This window comes from Microbacterium oxydans (genome assembly GCF_026559675.1).
GTDB lineage: Bacteria > Actinomycetota > Actinomycetes > Actinomycetales > Microbacteriaceae > Microbacterium > Microbacterium oxydans_D.
The window spans coordinates 47,034-59,611 of record NZ_CP092891.1; the positions used below are offsets into that span (position 1 = coordinate 47,034).

The following is a 12,578-nucleotide window of genomic DNA, read 5'->3' on the forward strand; positions in this document are numbered from 1 at the left end:
CCCAACCTAATGCGTGGCGGTCCCGCCCGGAGCGGGGCGCAGGGCGGTCGCGAACCGCTGCTGATACGCGCTCGGGGGCATGCCGAGCCGGTGGGTGAACGCGCGCCGCATGGTCTCCGGATGGGAGAACCCCGCCTTCCGCGCGGCGACCGCGACCGACTCGCCGCGCAGCAGCAGGGCCTTGGCCGTCTCGAGACGCGTCTGCTCGACGAACTGGACCGGTGACATCCCCACTTCCGCCCCGAACAGCCGGGCGAGATGACGCGCGCTCACGCCGCCGAGTCGGGCGAGGCTCTGCAGGTCGTACGCGGCATCCGGATGGGTCAGCACGGCGTCGACGACCCGCCGCACGCTCTCGTGCGTGCCCGGGGAGGTCTGGAGCAGCGCGGAGAACTGCGACTGTCCGCCGGGGCGCCGCATGAACAGCACCAGCTGCTGTGCCACGGTGCGGGCGAGGTCTGCGCCGTGGTCCTCCTCCGTCAGCGAGAGGGCGAGGTCGATGCCGGCCGAGACCCCTGCGGACGTGTGCAGACTCCCGTCGCGGACGAAGAGCGCGTCCGCCACCACCTCCGTCGCCGGGGAGAGGCGGGCCAGGAGCGCGGTGTGCGCCCAGTGGGTCGTGGCCCGTCGACCGTCGAGCGCCCCGACGGCGGCGAGCAGGAACGCACCCGTGCAGATCGACGCGACCCGCTCCGCCGTGCGGAGCAGATGCCGCGTGGCTGCGCGCAGCTCCTCCGGAAGGGGCGCGGTCGGCAGGGCATCCGCGCCGGGGATGACGACGGTGTCGGCTTCCGCGACGTCTCTCGCCGTGCCGTCCACCAGCAGCTGCATGCCCGTGGACGTGCGCACCGGACGCCCGTCCGGGGACACGTAGGACAGTTCGTAGGTCGCGCCCCACCGGGAGGCCTCGGCGAAGACCTCGGCGGGTCCGGACACGTCCAGCTGCTTCACCCCGTCGAAGACGAGGAAGACGACCCGGTGAATGCCCATGTTCCCAGTATGTCCGGATCTGTGGACACGTTGTCGATGTGGACGTGCCTGCTCCGAGGCGGGCGCAGCGAGGCTGGTGTCAGCCCCCCCTTCGACCCCCTGAGGAGAAGCACCATGACCGAGACCATCGCCGGGATCACCATCCCCGACACCGCCCTGGTGCGCGACATCACCGACTACATCCGTACCCAGGAGGACGACCTCCTCTTCCATCACTCCCGTCGCGTGTTCCTGTTCGGGGCGCTGATGGGCGAACGCCGTGACCTGTCGGTCGACCTCGAGCTGCTCTACGCCGGGGCCATGTTCCACGACCTCGGCCTGACCGACGACTTCCGCGATTCCCCGCTCCGCTTCGAGGTCGACGGCGCGAATGCCGCACGTGCCTTCCTCGTCGAGCGTGAGGTGGCCCCCGCCGCCGCGGAGAAGGTCTGGACGGGCATCGCCCTGCACACCACCCCCGGAGTCCCCGAGTTCATGGCGCCGGAGGTCGCCCTCGTCACGGCCGGCGTGGAGACCGACGTGCTCGGCATCTGGTACCACGAGGTGACCGACGCCGAGCGGCAGGCGGTGACCGCAGCCCACCCGCGCCCCGACTTCAAGAGCCGCATCCTGCAGGCCTTCGCCGACGGCAACGTGCACCGCCCCGCGAGCACATTCGGGAACGTGAACGCCGACGTCCTCGCCCACTACCTGCCCGGCTACCGCCGTGAGGACTTCGTCGAGATCATCCGCGGGAGCGACTGGGAGGAGTGACGCCCGTTCCCGACCCTTCCCCCGCCGACGGATACGCTGGCGGGGAAGGGCGGGGACGGTTGATGGGTGCATACACCGGCAGCGAGCTGCTGCGCGAGCGACTGCGGGCGCACGGACGGTCGCTGTCGCGGGTGGAGCGGACCATCGCCGAGTACCTCGCCGACGTCGAGCTCGACGAGCTGCCGTTCCTGCGGGCGAATCAGATCGCCGCGGCGACCGGGACGAGCGATGCGAGCGTGACGCGGGCGGCGCGCAGCCTCGGCTTCACCGGACTGCCCGAGCTCAAGCGCATCGCCAGCCGTCCGCGCCGGATCGAGACCTCGCGCTCCGAGCGCCTCGACACGCAGGTGAACGTCGTCGGTGATGAGGCCGGGGCGATCGCGGGGGCCTTCCACGATGCGATGCGCGATCTGCTGGAGGACAACGCCCAGCTCGTCGAGGCGGATCAGCTGGAGCGCGCGGCCGCGGTGATCCGGGATGCGGGCACGGTGTGGGCGGTCGGCGTCGGCACCTCCGGCGCGGCCGCTCTGCATCTTGCGGATCAGCTGGCGCGGGCGGGGCATCCGTCCCGGTGGACGAGGGCCGCGGGGTTCGATCTGGCGGCCGAGCTGCTCTCGATCCGACCCGGTGATGCGCTCGTGGTCTTCCACGCGGCACGTCCGATGCCGGAGCTCACGACACTGCTGGACTGGGCACAGCGGGCCGATGTCCCCGTGGTGCTCGTGTGCGGCACCCAGCTGGCCGCGCAGCACGGTTCGCGGGTCTCCGCCGTGCTGCCGTGCGTGGGCACCGCCTCGGAGTTGGCGCGATGGACCATCGCCGCGGTGCAGCTGGCGGAGCTGCTGACGGCCGTGGTCGCCGCGTCGGACCCGGCCCGTTCGGCGGCTGCCCATCAGCGGCTGGACGAGCTCCGCCACGTGTTGACCGGCAGCGAAGAGAGCTGATCCGACTCCTCAGTCCGCGGCGATCCGATGGGCCAGCACGACCGGCGCCGCGGTGACCGGGTCGACGACGACGGTGCCCTCGACGCGGAACACGTCGCGCAGCAGCTCGGGCGTCACGATCTCCGCCGGAACGCCCTCGGCGACGATCACGCCGTCGCGCATCGCGACGATGTGGTGGGCGTAGCGACAGGCGAGGTTGAGATCGTGGAGGACCATGACGACGGTGCGCCCGTGTTCGCGGTTGAGCGTCGACACCAGTTCGAGCACCTCCAGCTGATGCGCGATGTCGAGGTAGGTGGTCGGCTCGTCGAGCAGCAGCAGGTCGGTGTTCTGCGCCACGGCCATGGCGATCCAGGCGCGCTGCCGCTGTCCGCCGGAGAGCTCGTCGACGTCGCGGTCGGCGAGCTCGAGCGTGTCGGTCGCCCGCAGGGCATCGTCGACGATGACGGTGTCCTCGTCGCCCCACTGCTGCCACCAGTTCTGGTGCGGATGACGCCCGCGGGCCACGAGGTCGCGCACCGTGATGCCCTCCGGCGCGAGCGGCGACTGCGGCAGCATGCCCAGGGTGCGGGCGACGTGGCGTGAGGGCTGCTCGGAGATCGACTTCCCATCGAGCAGCACCGTGCCCGAGGTCGGAGCGAGCAGCCGGGCCAGTCCGCGCAGCAGGGTGGACTTGCCGCACGCGTTCGCGCCGACGATCACGGTGACCTTGCCGTCCGGGATGGCGAGCGACAGATCGGTCACGACGTCGCGCGTGCCGTATGAGAGCGTGACGTGCTCCGCGCGCAGGCGCGACGGGGTGGGCAGGGAGGGGGTCATGGCGTTGATCCGTTCGTTCGGCGGCGCCGCTGGAGCAGATAGAGGAGGTACGGTGCGCCGACGAGGGCGGTCAGCACCCCCACGGGGAGTTGGAAGGGCAGCGCGGTGCGGGCGACCGTGTCGGCCACCAGCACGAGGAGCGCACCGGTGAGGCCGGAGAGGAGCGGGGGGATGTCGGGCACCGCGCCGACGCGTCGTGCGACCTGGCCCGACACCAGCGCGACGAACGCGACCGGTCCCGCGGCCGACGTCGCCAGGGCGGCCAGGCACACGGAGATGATCAGGAGAACGACGCGCATGCGTCCGGTGCGCACGCCCCATCCGGACGCCACGTCGTCGTCGAAGATCAGGGCCCGACCGGTGTGGGCGAGCACGAGGGTGAGCGGGAGGAGCACCGCCAGGCCGAGCGCGACGGGGAGAGCGTCGTCCCATCCGCGGGCGTTGAGGCTGCCGGTGAGCCAGACCGCGGAGCGCTGCGCGTCGTACACGTCGATGCGGGTGAGGAGGTACTGCGTCACCCCGGTGAGGGCGGTGGACATGGCGATCCCGATCAACAGGATGCGCCGCCCTCGCAGGGAGCGGTCCCGCGCGAGCAGAGCGATCAGCGTCGCGGCCACCAGGCCACCCGCCAGCGCGGCCAGGGGGATCGGCACCGCTCCGACGGGGCCGCCGAGCGAGCCGATCGCGATCACGGCGACCACCGCGGTGGACGCGCCGGCGCCGATGCCCAGGACGTCGGGGCTTGCGAGCGGGTTGCGCAGCACGCTCTGGCTGAGTCCCCCGGCGATCCCGAACGCCGCTCCGACCACGAGGGCGAGCACCACGCGCGGCAGCCGGACCTCGAGGACGGCATAGACCGTGTTCTCTTCGCCGCGCCCCTGCAGAGCCTCCCAGAGCGCGGCCGGCGCGGTGGCCCGATCGCCGAGGCTGAGGGCGATCACGCATGCCAGCAGGAGGAGCACGGCCGTCGTCACCACCGCGATCACGACGCGGCGACGGGGGCGCGGGCGGGGCAGGATCGCGCGGATGCCCGGGGTGATCGCGGCGGTCATCGGGCGAGTCCCTTGCTGCGCGTCCGCCAGGTCAGCCAGATGAAGAACGGGGTGCCGAGGATCGCCGTGACCACGCCGACCTGCAGTTCGGACGGGCGCACGATCAGTCGGCCGATGATGTCTGCGGACAGCAGGAGGAGCGGCCCGAGCACGGCCGAGAGGACCAGCATCCGACGCACGTCGTTCCCCACGAGCGCGCGTGCCATGTGCGGGATGACCAGGCCGACGAACGCGATGGGGCCGGCCAGGGCCACGGCCGTGCCGGAGAGGAGGACCACGGCCGCTCCCGTCGAGATCCGCGTGCGCAGCACGTTGACGCCGAGGGCGGAGGCCGTGTCGTCACCGAGTGCGAGGGTGTTCAGCGAGCCGGACACGGATGCCGCGACGACGGCGCCGACCGCGGCGATCAGCGCGGCAGGGACGAGGGTCTGCGGGTCGGGGATGCTCAGTGCCCCAACGACCCAGAACCGGTACTGGTCCATGGTCGAGGCGCTCAGCAGCACGGTCGCCGACACGACGGCCCCGAGGAACGCCGTCAGGGCCATGCCGGCCAGGGTCATGTTGGCCGGCGTCAGGCCCTCCGGCGAACGGCGTGCGAAGGTGTAGACGGCGACGGTCGCGAGCGCCGCGCCCACCAGCGCGAGCAGGACGCGGGGCGTGCCGGCGCCCAACCCGAGGAACGCACCACCGACGACGACGGCGACGGCCGCACCCGACGAGATGCCCAGCAAACCGGGGTCGGCGAGCGGGTTCCGGGTCACGGACTGCGCCAATGCGCCGGCGACACCGAGTGCGGCGCCCACGAGCAGGCCCAGGAGGGTACGCGGCAGCCGGAGCTCCCAGATCACGGCGGCCGCGACCGGGTCGTGGCCGAACAGCCCGCCGAACGTCTCGACGGGCGACAGGACCCGGGAGCCGATGAGCAGGCTCAGTAGCACGACCACGACGAGCAGCGCCACGCCCGCGCCGACCAGGATCGTCAGCGGGGCGCGGCGTGTGCGCGTGCGTGGTGCGGTGCTCACCGTTCGGCGGCGATGGCTTCCAGGTCGTCGAGCACGAGCTGCGCGCCCTCGACGCCGAGTCCGAGGTACCAGGTGCCGTCGTTGACCTCGCGGACGACGCCGCCGTCGGCGACCGCCTTCACCTTGCTCCAGAGCGGCCCGTCGACGACGGTCGCCTGCTCGGTGGCGTCCGGCTTCCCGTAGGTTCCCCACAGCAGCCAGTCGCCCTCGGCCTTGGTGATCTCCTCGGCCGAGATCTCGACCGCGAGCTCGTTCACGTCCTCGGTCTTCGGTCGCGGCAGTCCGGCATCCGCGAGGATGGTCCCGATGAAGGAGTCGTTGCCGTAGAGCCGGATCCGTCCTGCCATGAAGCGCAGCATCGACACCGTGGGCGCGACGCCCTCGTTCGCCTCGACGACGTCGTCGCCGACCGCGGCCGCGCGCTCCTCATACGCGTCGAGGAGCTTCTGCGCCTGCTCCTCCTCGCCGACCGCAGCCGCGTTGAGGAGGAAGTTCTCCTTCCACAGCACGCCGGGGCGGGGAGACAGCACGGTCGGCGCGATGTCCTGCAGCTTCTTCTTCAGGCCGTCGTCGTCGATGCGCAGCGACGTGCCGAGGATCAGATCCGGGTCGAGGTTCTTGATCTGCTCGAGGTCGAGCGCGTCGTAGGGGCCCAGGTCGACGGCGTCGCCCACCTCGAGGTAGTCGGGGGCCATGCCGGTGTCGGCCGGGTGGGCGATGCCGATGGGCTCGATGCCGAGGGCGACCATGTTGTCGAGTTCACCTGTGTCGAGCACGATCACGCGCTGCGGCTTGGCCGGGATCTCGGTCTCACCGACCGTGCCGTTGGCGACGATGTTGCGGATCGTCCGCGGGAACTCGCCGGGTGCGGCATCCGTCCCCAGCTCGGCCGCCAGGGCGCGGACGTCCTGGAAACCCTCCTGCCCGGTCGCGACGTTCGACTGGTTGCTGCCCGCGCCCGAGGTGGCCGGGGCGCATCCGGAGAGGGCGACGGCGGCGACCACGAGCAGGGCGAGGGGCCAGGGGGCGATGCGGGGCATGAGCACACTCGTTTCACGTTGAGCGGAGGGGAGGGCAGGCATCGGAGCATTAGGGAAGGCTCGCCTAAGAAGAAGCGTACACGACAGTTCTGTCGTGAACGGATCGGCTGCCGGCGGGCGGGTTCTCTGCGCCCGGGTGCGGCCATGCCCTGATTCATTTCGTGCACTAATTGATGTGTAAGCTCGCGGCATGCCATTCTCGACCCCGCCCCTGCAGATCGCTTTGGTCCGTCATGGTGAGACCGACTGGAACGCCCGGAATCTGTTCCAAGGACGTGTCGATCGTCCCCTGAGTCCGGTCGGTCGGCACCAGGCCCGAGGCGTGGGGAGCGAGCTCGCTGCAGTACGGGAGTGGGATCGGCTCGTCGCCTCCCCGCTCGTGCGGGCGCGTCAGACGGCGGAGGCGATCGGCGATGCGACGGGGCTCTCGGTGGAGGAATCGATCGATGATCTCATCGAGCAGTCCTTCGGAGCGGCGGAAGGGGTGGACCGCGAGGAGGCGATGGTTCGCTGGCCCGACCGGAACTACCCCGGGGGTGAGCCGCTTCCTGCCGTGAAGGTGCGCGCCTATCGGGCCTGGGATCGGATCGTGCTCCAGCGGCGCAGCACCATCGTCGTCTCGCACGTCGTGGTCATCCGAGCGCTGGTCGAGGCGGTGACCGGAAGCGACCCCGGTTTCGTCGGCAACGGATCGGCGACGGTGCTGACGGCGTTCGGCGATGGATGGGCGCTGACCGGGACGACGTCGCCGGGCCTGGTGCCCTGACCGCGGCCGCGAGTATCATCGCCGCACCGAGCGGAACGACGACGCCGCACGTGTCAAAGGAGAGCGACGGCATGAGAACACTCCGATACTCGATCAACGTCACGCTCGACGGCTGCTGTCATCACGAGGCGGGACTCCCGCCGGATGAGGAGTCGATGCGGTACTGGACCGCGGAGATGGAGCGGGCGGACGCGCTCCTCTTCGGCAGGACGACCTACGAGATGATGGAGTCGGCCTGGCGACGGCCCGCTTCGGGGGTATGGCCGGACTGGATGGACGAGTGGGAGATCCCGTTCGGCGAGGCGATCGACCGGGCGAGGAAGCACGTCGTCTCCCGCACGCTGGAGGCGGTCGACTGGAACGCCGAGCTGGTGCGCGGCGACCTGGAGCAGGAGGTCCGGCGGCTCAAGGAGGAGCCGGGCGAAGCGCTCTGGGTGGGCGGTGTGACTCTGCCGTCGGCGTTGGCCGATCTGGGGCTGATCGACGAGTACGAGTTCCTCGTGCAGCCCGTTCTCGCGGGTCGGGGACCGAGGCTGCTCGACGGCCTGCGCGAGAGCATACGGCTCGAGCTCGTGGAGCGCCGGGAGTTCCGGTCCGGAGCGGTCGCGATGCGATTCCGTCCCGCATCGTCCGCGGTCTGACGCCGCCGGAGGGCTGTCGGGCGGGTCGATCCGGCTATCGACGGGGCAGGTAGCGGTCCAGGTGCTCGAACGGCGGCTGGGATGAGAGGTGCGACACCGCGGCCGATCCGACAGCGCAGGCGGCCGCGAGGGCGTCGACGGGCGTGTGGCCGGAGCGCAGGGCGAGCACGAGTGCGGCGCAGAACGCGTCGCCGGCCCCGACCGTGTTGACCGCCTCGGCGGGAACGCCTTCCGCGCGGGCGATCTCCTCGCCGCGGCGATACAGGGCAGCCCCGGCGGCCCCGTAGGTCACCGCGACGAGCGCGGCCTCGGCGAGCTCGGGCATGAGCTCCCGCTCGGTCTCGTTCACGATGAACAGGTCGACCCGGCGAAGCAGCTCGACCGGCAGGGGGCGGGCGGGAGCGGCGTTGACGGCGAGGAAGCCCTCAGCCGTGGCGGCGACCTCCTGCACCACGGACAGCGCGATCTCCAGCTGCATGAGCACGGCTTCGTCGGCGGAGAAGGTCACGCCGTCCAGAGACACGTGGTCGTTGGCCCCTGAGCAGACGGCGATCTGGTTCTCGGCGTCGGCGTCCACGACGATCAGGGCGGTTCCGGTGGGGGTGTCGACCGTGCGAAGGGCGGTCGTGTCCACGCCGGCTCGGTCGAGCTCCGCACGTGTCCAGGCGCCGTCGGAGTCGGCGCCGACGGCGCCGACCATCCGCACCCGTCCGCCCAGCTTCGCGGCGGCGACCGCCTGATTCGCCCCCTTGCCGCCGAGGTCGCGGGACAGCCGTCCACCCGCCACGGTCTCGCCGGCGGTGGGGAGGCGATCGACGAACGCCGTGATGTCGACGTTCGCGCTTCCGACGACGACGACGGAAGGAAGGGGCGAGGGAGCCATGAGAGCTGCTTTCGAGTCGTGGCGGTCAGGGGTGGAACGCCGGCGCACCTGTCGACTTGACGTTCCTCAAAGAAAGTGTAAACGTTTACGCACACGCGAATGCAAAGGAGCACCATGACCATCCCCGTCCTTCTCGACTGCGATCCCGGCCACGACGACGTCTTCGCCATCTGGCTCGCGGCCGGAAACGACGCCATCGACCTCCGCGGTGTGACCACCGTCGGGGGCAACGGCTACCTCGAGCACACCACCCGCAACGCGCGCATCGCCCTCACCGTCGCGGGGGTCACGGACGTCCCCGTCGCAGCGGGCGCAGCGAAGCCGCTCACCCGCGAGCTGACCCCCGGTTCGTGGATCCACGGCGACAACGCTCTCGGCGGCCCGGTCCTGCCGGAGCCCACGGTCCCCCTGGACTCCCGTCCTGCCGTGCGGTTCCTGGCCGACACGCTCGCGGCGTCGTCCGAGCCGATCACCGTGATCCCCACGGGCCCGCTCACCAACATCGCACTCCTCCTCCAGGAGCACCCCGACGTGAAGGAGCAGATCAAGGAGATCATCTGGATGGGTGGCTCGACCGGTCGGGGGAACGTCGGCGCGTACCCGGAGTTCAACGCGTGGGCTGATCCGGAAGCTGCCGCGGTGGTGTTCGCCTCGGGCGTGCCCCTGACCATGGTGGGGCTCAACATCTCGCACCAGGCCCTGATCACCGAAGGCGTGATCCAGCGGATCGCCGCCGTCGGGAACACGACCTCGGCGTTCGGCATCGAGCTGCTGCGCTTCTTCTGCAGCACCTACGAGAAGGCGGAAGGCATGCCGGAGGGGCCGCTCCACGACCCCATCACCGTCGCGATCGCGATCGACCGTGCGGTCGCAACGGTTCAGCGCACCCACGTCGACATCGAGACGGCGGGCGAGTTCACCGCCGGAGCGACCTGCGTCGATCTCCACGACATGCTGGGAAAGGAGCCGAACGCCGACGTCGCGATCACTCTCGACGTGGAGCGGTTCTGGGACCTGGTGACCGATGCTGTCGGCGCACTGGCCTGACGCTCAGGGGGCGGGCGACGTGGACTCGGCCACTCTGAGGCTCGGCGCGAGGCGGCGGAGCACGTACGGCGAGTCGGGGTCGTCCATCCTCCGCACCAGCGCCTCGGTGGCTTCTCGCGCGAGGTCGTCGAAGGGCTGCACCACGGTCGTCAGCCTCGGCTCGCAGACATCCGCCAGCATGGTGCCGTCGAAGCCGGTCACCTGCACGTCTTCGGGCACGCGCGTGCCGGCGCGCTTCAGCGCGGCGATGACACCGGCGGCCACCAGGTCGTCTCCCGCCACGATCGCGTCGGGGAGGGGGCCGCGGGCCAACAGCGTCCGCACCGCGCTCTCACCGAACTCCAGCAGGTACTCCCCGAAGACGTTCACCTCCTGCGGCAGGGACCGCGTGCGCACGGTCGCCTCGAACGCCGCCCGTCGTTCGCGCCCGACCGAGGTCACGTCGTTGCCCGAGACCAGGACGACCCGCTCGGCCCCGCGGGAGACCACGTGCGCGACCGCGAGCTCGATGCCCTCGTCGTTGTCCACGCCGATGAAGTCGGCCGGGAGGTCGAGCACGTGACGGTCGAGCTGCACGAGGGGAACCCGGCGGGCGGTGTCGGCGACCGCGTCGAAGGAGAGCTCGGCATCCGACGGGACGACGAACACGCCTTCGACCCGTCTCTCGACCAGCATGCGCAGCCGGTCGCTCTCGCGCTCGACGTCGCCGTGGGAGTCGGCGATGACGAGGTCGAACCCGCGGCGCTGCAGATGGTCCTCGAGGCGGTGGATGAGCTCACCGTAGAAGGGGTTGCTGATGACGGGGACGACGACGCCGATGGTGGCCCCGGTGCCGGCCCGCAGGCCGCGCCCGATGAGGTTCACCCGGTATCCGAGTCGTTCGGCCACCTCGGCGACGTGCTCGGCCGTGCGTGACGAGACGCGGTCCTTGCCGTTCAGGGCCCGTGAGACCGTCGCGATGGACACTCCGGCAGCGGCGGCCACCTCGTGCAGCGTGACTGACGCTCTCTTCACAACGACCTCGATCTCCACCGGTGCCGTCGGCGACACCACGACTCAAAGATAGGGCGTGCGTAAAGGATTACGCACACCGCCAGCCAACGAATCAACACGAAGAAGTGAGTTATGACCAGACAAGCAGAAGCGGTCCGCACCCGATCGAGCGTGGTGCCCCTGATGATCGCGCTCCTCGCCGCGTGCCTCGCGTTCCAGCTGAACGCCAGCATGCTGAGCCCGGCTCTCGTGACGATGGAGCGGGAGCTCGCGGCGACGTCGACCGAGATCGCGGCGACCCAGACCGTCTTCTTCACGGCTGCTGCGCTGTTCACCCTGTTCCTCCCGCGCCTGGGAGATCTGATCGGTCGGCGGCGCGTGCTGGTCGGGATGCTGCTGGTGATGGCGGTGGGCTGTGTCGTCGCGGCGCTGGCGACCAACGTCCCCATGCTCTTCATCGGCCGTCTCATCCAGGGCGTGTCCGGCCCGGTGGTCCCGCTGTGCCTGATCATGCTGCGCGCACAAGTGAAGGACCCGAAGGCCTACGGCACGCTGCTGGGCGTCGTGACGGCGGTCAACGGGGGGATCGCCGGCGGTGACGCGCTGCTCGGCGGGTATCTTGCGACCAACCACGGATTCGCCTCGATCTTCTGGACGATGGCGGGCGTCGCCGTGGTCGCCGCCCTCGTGGTGCGCTCCCTCGCCCCCGAGACCATGGCCGACGACCGGCCGCGAATGGACTGGTGGGGCGCGCTCCTGCTGGTGGTGTCGGTGGGCTCGATGCTCGTCGCGGTGAACGAGCTGGGCCGGCTGGCGGATGCGGATGTGGTGCTCGTCGTCGTCCTCGCGGTCGTGGCGATCGTTTCCTTCCTCTCCTTCTGGAAGCTCCAGGGCACGATCCGCGATCCTCTCGTCTCGACGACGCAGCTGCGGCAGCGCTCGACCTGGGCGCTGGCTGCGACCTCGCTCCTCACCCTCTCGGGGATCTTCGCGGTCATGAACGGCGTGGTCCCGGCGCTGGCGCAGGACTCGGCGATGGGCCTCGCCATGAGCGCGGAAGAGGTGTCCCTCTGGATCCTGATGCCGTACGCGCTCGCCGGACTGCTCATGGGTCCCCTCAGCGGCCGACTCGCCGCCACCCTCGGGTACCGCACGATGCTGCGGATCGGCCTGGGTGGCACGGTCGTCGTGCTCGGGCTCATGGTGGCGAACGTCGACACCTCTTCGCGGCTCGTGCTGCTGCTGCTCTCGGTCGCCGTCGGCATCACCTACGCGGGCATCGGCAACATCATGCTCAACGGTCTCGGCGTCGTGCTGTCCCCGAAGGAGCGTCCCGGTTCGCTTCCCGGCTTGAACACGGGCGCCATCAATCTCGGCGCGGGGCTGAGCTTCGTCATCATCTATGCCGCACAGACGTCGTTCGCCGCGGCGTCGGGTGACGCGGCAGCGGGCTATGTCGCCGCCCTCATCACGGGTGCCGTCGTGCTCGTCGGAGCGCTGGTCTTCTCGCTCTTCATCCCGAAGCCCGTACACGCGGAGCTGTCGCGATAGCGTCCCCCGACGGGTGAGCGCCCTTCCGATCCGATCCGGGTCGGGAGGGCGTTCCTCGTCGTGGCCGCCCGACCCGG

General features: G+C 70.7%; 13 protein-coding genes. 6 read left to right on the forward strand and 7 right to left on the reverse strand.

The window, feature by feature from the left end:
• Positions 1–6: 6 nt before the first annotated feature.
• Entirely contained in the window at positions 7–990 is a 984-nt protein-coding gene (locus tag MME74_RS00255; protein WP_267416619.1) for a GlxA family transcriptional regulator, read from the reverse strand.
• Between the two features lie 114 nt (positions 991–1,104).
• Here MME74_RS00255 and MME74_RS00260 point away from each other — a divergent pair, with 114 nt between their 5' ends.
• Positions 1,105–1,743, forward strand: a complete 639-nt coding sequence (locus MME74_RS00260) for an HD domain-containing protein (RefSeq protein ID WP_267416623.1) — start codon at positions 1,105–1,107, stop codon at positions 1,741–1,743.
• A 62-nt stretch (positions 1,744–1,805) separates the two neighbouring features.
• Entirely contained in the window at positions 1,806–2,687 is an 882-nt protein-coding gene (locus tag MME74_RS00265; protein ID WP_267416624.1) for a MurR/RpiR family transcriptional regulator, read from the forward strand.
• 9 nt (positions 2,688–2,696) lie between these two features.
• Here MME74_RS00265 and MME74_RS00270 read toward each other — a convergent pair whose 3' ends face one another.
• Genes MME74_RS00270 through MME74_RS00285 form a run of 4 tightly spaced genes read right to left on the reverse strand, consistent with a single transcriptional unit; the run spans position 2,697 to position 6,620 of the window.
• Positions 2,697–3,506, reverse strand: coding sequence for an ABC transporter ATP-binding protein (locus MME74_RS00270; protein ID WP_267416625.1), 810 nt, complete (start codon positions 3,504–3,506; stop codon positions 2,697–2,699).
• A complete protein-coding gene (locus MME74_RS00275) occupies positions 3,503–4,558 on the reverse strand; it encodes a FecCD family ABC transporter permease (protein ID WP_267416626.1) in 1,056 nt (351 codons plus the stop codon). The genes MME74_RS00270 and MME74_RS00275 overlap by 4 nt, the downstream gene beginning before the upstream one ends.
• Positions 4,555–5,580 carry a FecCD family ABC transporter permease gene (locus MME74_RS00280; protein ID WP_267416627.1) on the reverse strand — a complete coding sequence of 342 codons (1,026 nt, stop codon included), beginning with the start codon at positions 5,578–5,580 and terminating at the stop codon, positions 4,555–4,557. Before MME74_RS00280 ends, MME74_RS00275 begins: the two co-directional genes overlap by 4 nt.
• Positions 5,577–6,620, reverse strand: coding sequence for an iron-siderophore ABC transporter substrate-binding protein (locus MME74_RS00285; RefSeq protein ID WP_267416628.1), 1,044 nt, complete (start codon positions 6,618–6,620; stop codon positions 5,577–5,579). The genes MME74_RS00280 and MME74_RS00285 overlap by 4 nt, the downstream gene beginning before the upstream one ends.
• Positions 6,621–6,810: 190 nt before the next feature.
• Here MME74_RS00285 and MME74_RS00290 point away from each other — a divergent pair, with 190 nt between their 5' ends.
• Together MME74_RS00290 and MME74_RS00295 are read left to right on the forward strand one after the other, a co-directional pair.
• Positions 6,811–7,386, forward strand: coding sequence for a histidine phosphatase family protein (locus MME74_RS00290; protein WP_267416629.1), 576 nt, complete (start codon positions 6,811–6,813; stop codon positions 7,384–7,386).
• A gap of 71 nt (positions 7,387–7,457) precedes the next feature.
• Positions 7,458–8,027, forward strand: coding sequence for a dihydrofolate reductase family protein (locus tag MME74_RS00295; RefSeq protein WP_267416630.1), 570 nt, complete (start codon positions 7,458–7,460; stop codon positions 8,025–8,027).
• A 34-nt stretch (positions 8,028–8,061) separates the two neighbouring features.
• Here MME74_RS00295 and MME74_RS00300 read toward each other — a convergent pair whose 3' ends face one another.
• The gene (locus MME74_RS00300; RefSeq protein WP_267416631.1) at positions 8,062–8,910 is read right to left on the reverse strand and encodes a ribokinase; all 849 of its coding nucleotides are present in this window, start codon (positions 8,908–8,910) and stop codon (positions 8,062–8,064) included.
• 114 nt (positions 8,911–9,024) lie between these two features.
• Here MME74_RS00300 and MME74_RS00305 point away from each other — a divergent pair, with 114 nt between their 5' ends.
• Entirely contained in the window at positions 9,025–9,957 is a 933-nt protein-coding gene (locus MME74_RS00305; protein WP_267416632.1) for a nucleoside hydrolase, read from the forward strand.
• Positions 9,958–9,960: 3 nt separating this feature from the next.
• On the opposite strand, the gene MME74_RS00310 is transcribed toward MME74_RS00305, so the two are convergent.
• Positions 9,961–10,971, reverse strand: coding sequence for a LacI family DNA-binding transcriptional regulator (locus tag MME74_RS00310; protein ID WP_267416633.1), 1,011 nt, complete (start codon positions 10,969–10,971; stop codon positions 9,961–9,963).
• Positions 10,972–11,082: 111 nt separating this feature from the next.
• On the opposite strand from MME74_RS00310, the gene MME74_RS00315 reads away from it, so the two are divergent.
• Positions 11,083–12,501: an MFS transporter gene (locus MME74_RS00315; protein ID WP_267416634.1), complete on the forward strand. Its 1,419-nt coding sequence runs from the start codon at positions 11,083–11,085 to the stop codon at positions 12,499–12,501.
• The last annotated feature ends 77 nt before the right edge of the window (positions 12,502–12,578 follow it).

Bases quoted from the DNA above. Each gene is read 5' to 3' on its own strand.
- MME74_RS00255 (WP_267416619.1), bottom strand. From the start codon at position 990: ATGGGCATTCACCGGGTCGTCTTCCTCGTCTTCGACGGGGTGAAGCAG.
- MME74_RS00260 (WP_267416623.1), top strand. From the start codon at position 1,105: ATGACCGAGACCATCGCCGGGATCACCATCCCCGACACCGCCCTGGTG.
- MME74_RS00265 (WP_267416624.1), top strand. From the start codon at position 1,806: ATGGGTGCATACACCGGCAGCGAGCTGCTGCGCGAGCGACTGCGGGCG.
- MME74_RS00270 (WP_267416625.1), bottom strand. From the start codon at position 3,506: ATGACCCCCTCCCTGCCCACCCCGTCGCGCCTGCGCGCGGAGCACGTC.
- MME74_RS00275 (WP_267416626.1), bottom strand. From the start codon at position 4,558: ATGACCGCCGCGATCACCCCGGGCATCCGCGCGATCCTGCCCCGCCCG.
- MME74_RS00285 (WP_267416628.1), bottom strand. From the start codon at position 6,620: ATGCCCCGCATCGCCCCCTGGCCCCTCGCCCTGCTCGTGGTCGCCGCC.
- MME74_RS00290 (WP_267416629.1), top strand. From the start codon at position 6,811: ATGCCATTCTCGACCCCGCCCCTGCAGATCGCTTTGGTCCGTCATGGT.
- MME74_RS00295 (WP_267416630.1), top strand. From the start codon at position 7,458: ATGAGAACACTCCGATACTCGATCAACGTCACGCTCGACGGCTGCTGT.
- MME74_RS00300 (WP_267416631.1), bottom strand. From the start codon at position 8,910: ATGGCTCCCTCGCCCCTTCCTTCCGTCGTCGTCGTCGGAAGCGCGAAC.
- MME74_RS00305 (WP_267416632.1), top strand. From the start codon at position 9,025: ATGACCATCCCCGTCCTTCTCGACTGCGATCCCGGCCACGACGACGTC.
- MME74_RS00315 (WP_267416634.1), top strand. From the start codon at position 11,083: ATGACCAGACAAGCAGAAGCGGTCCGCACCCGATCGAGCGTGGTGCCC.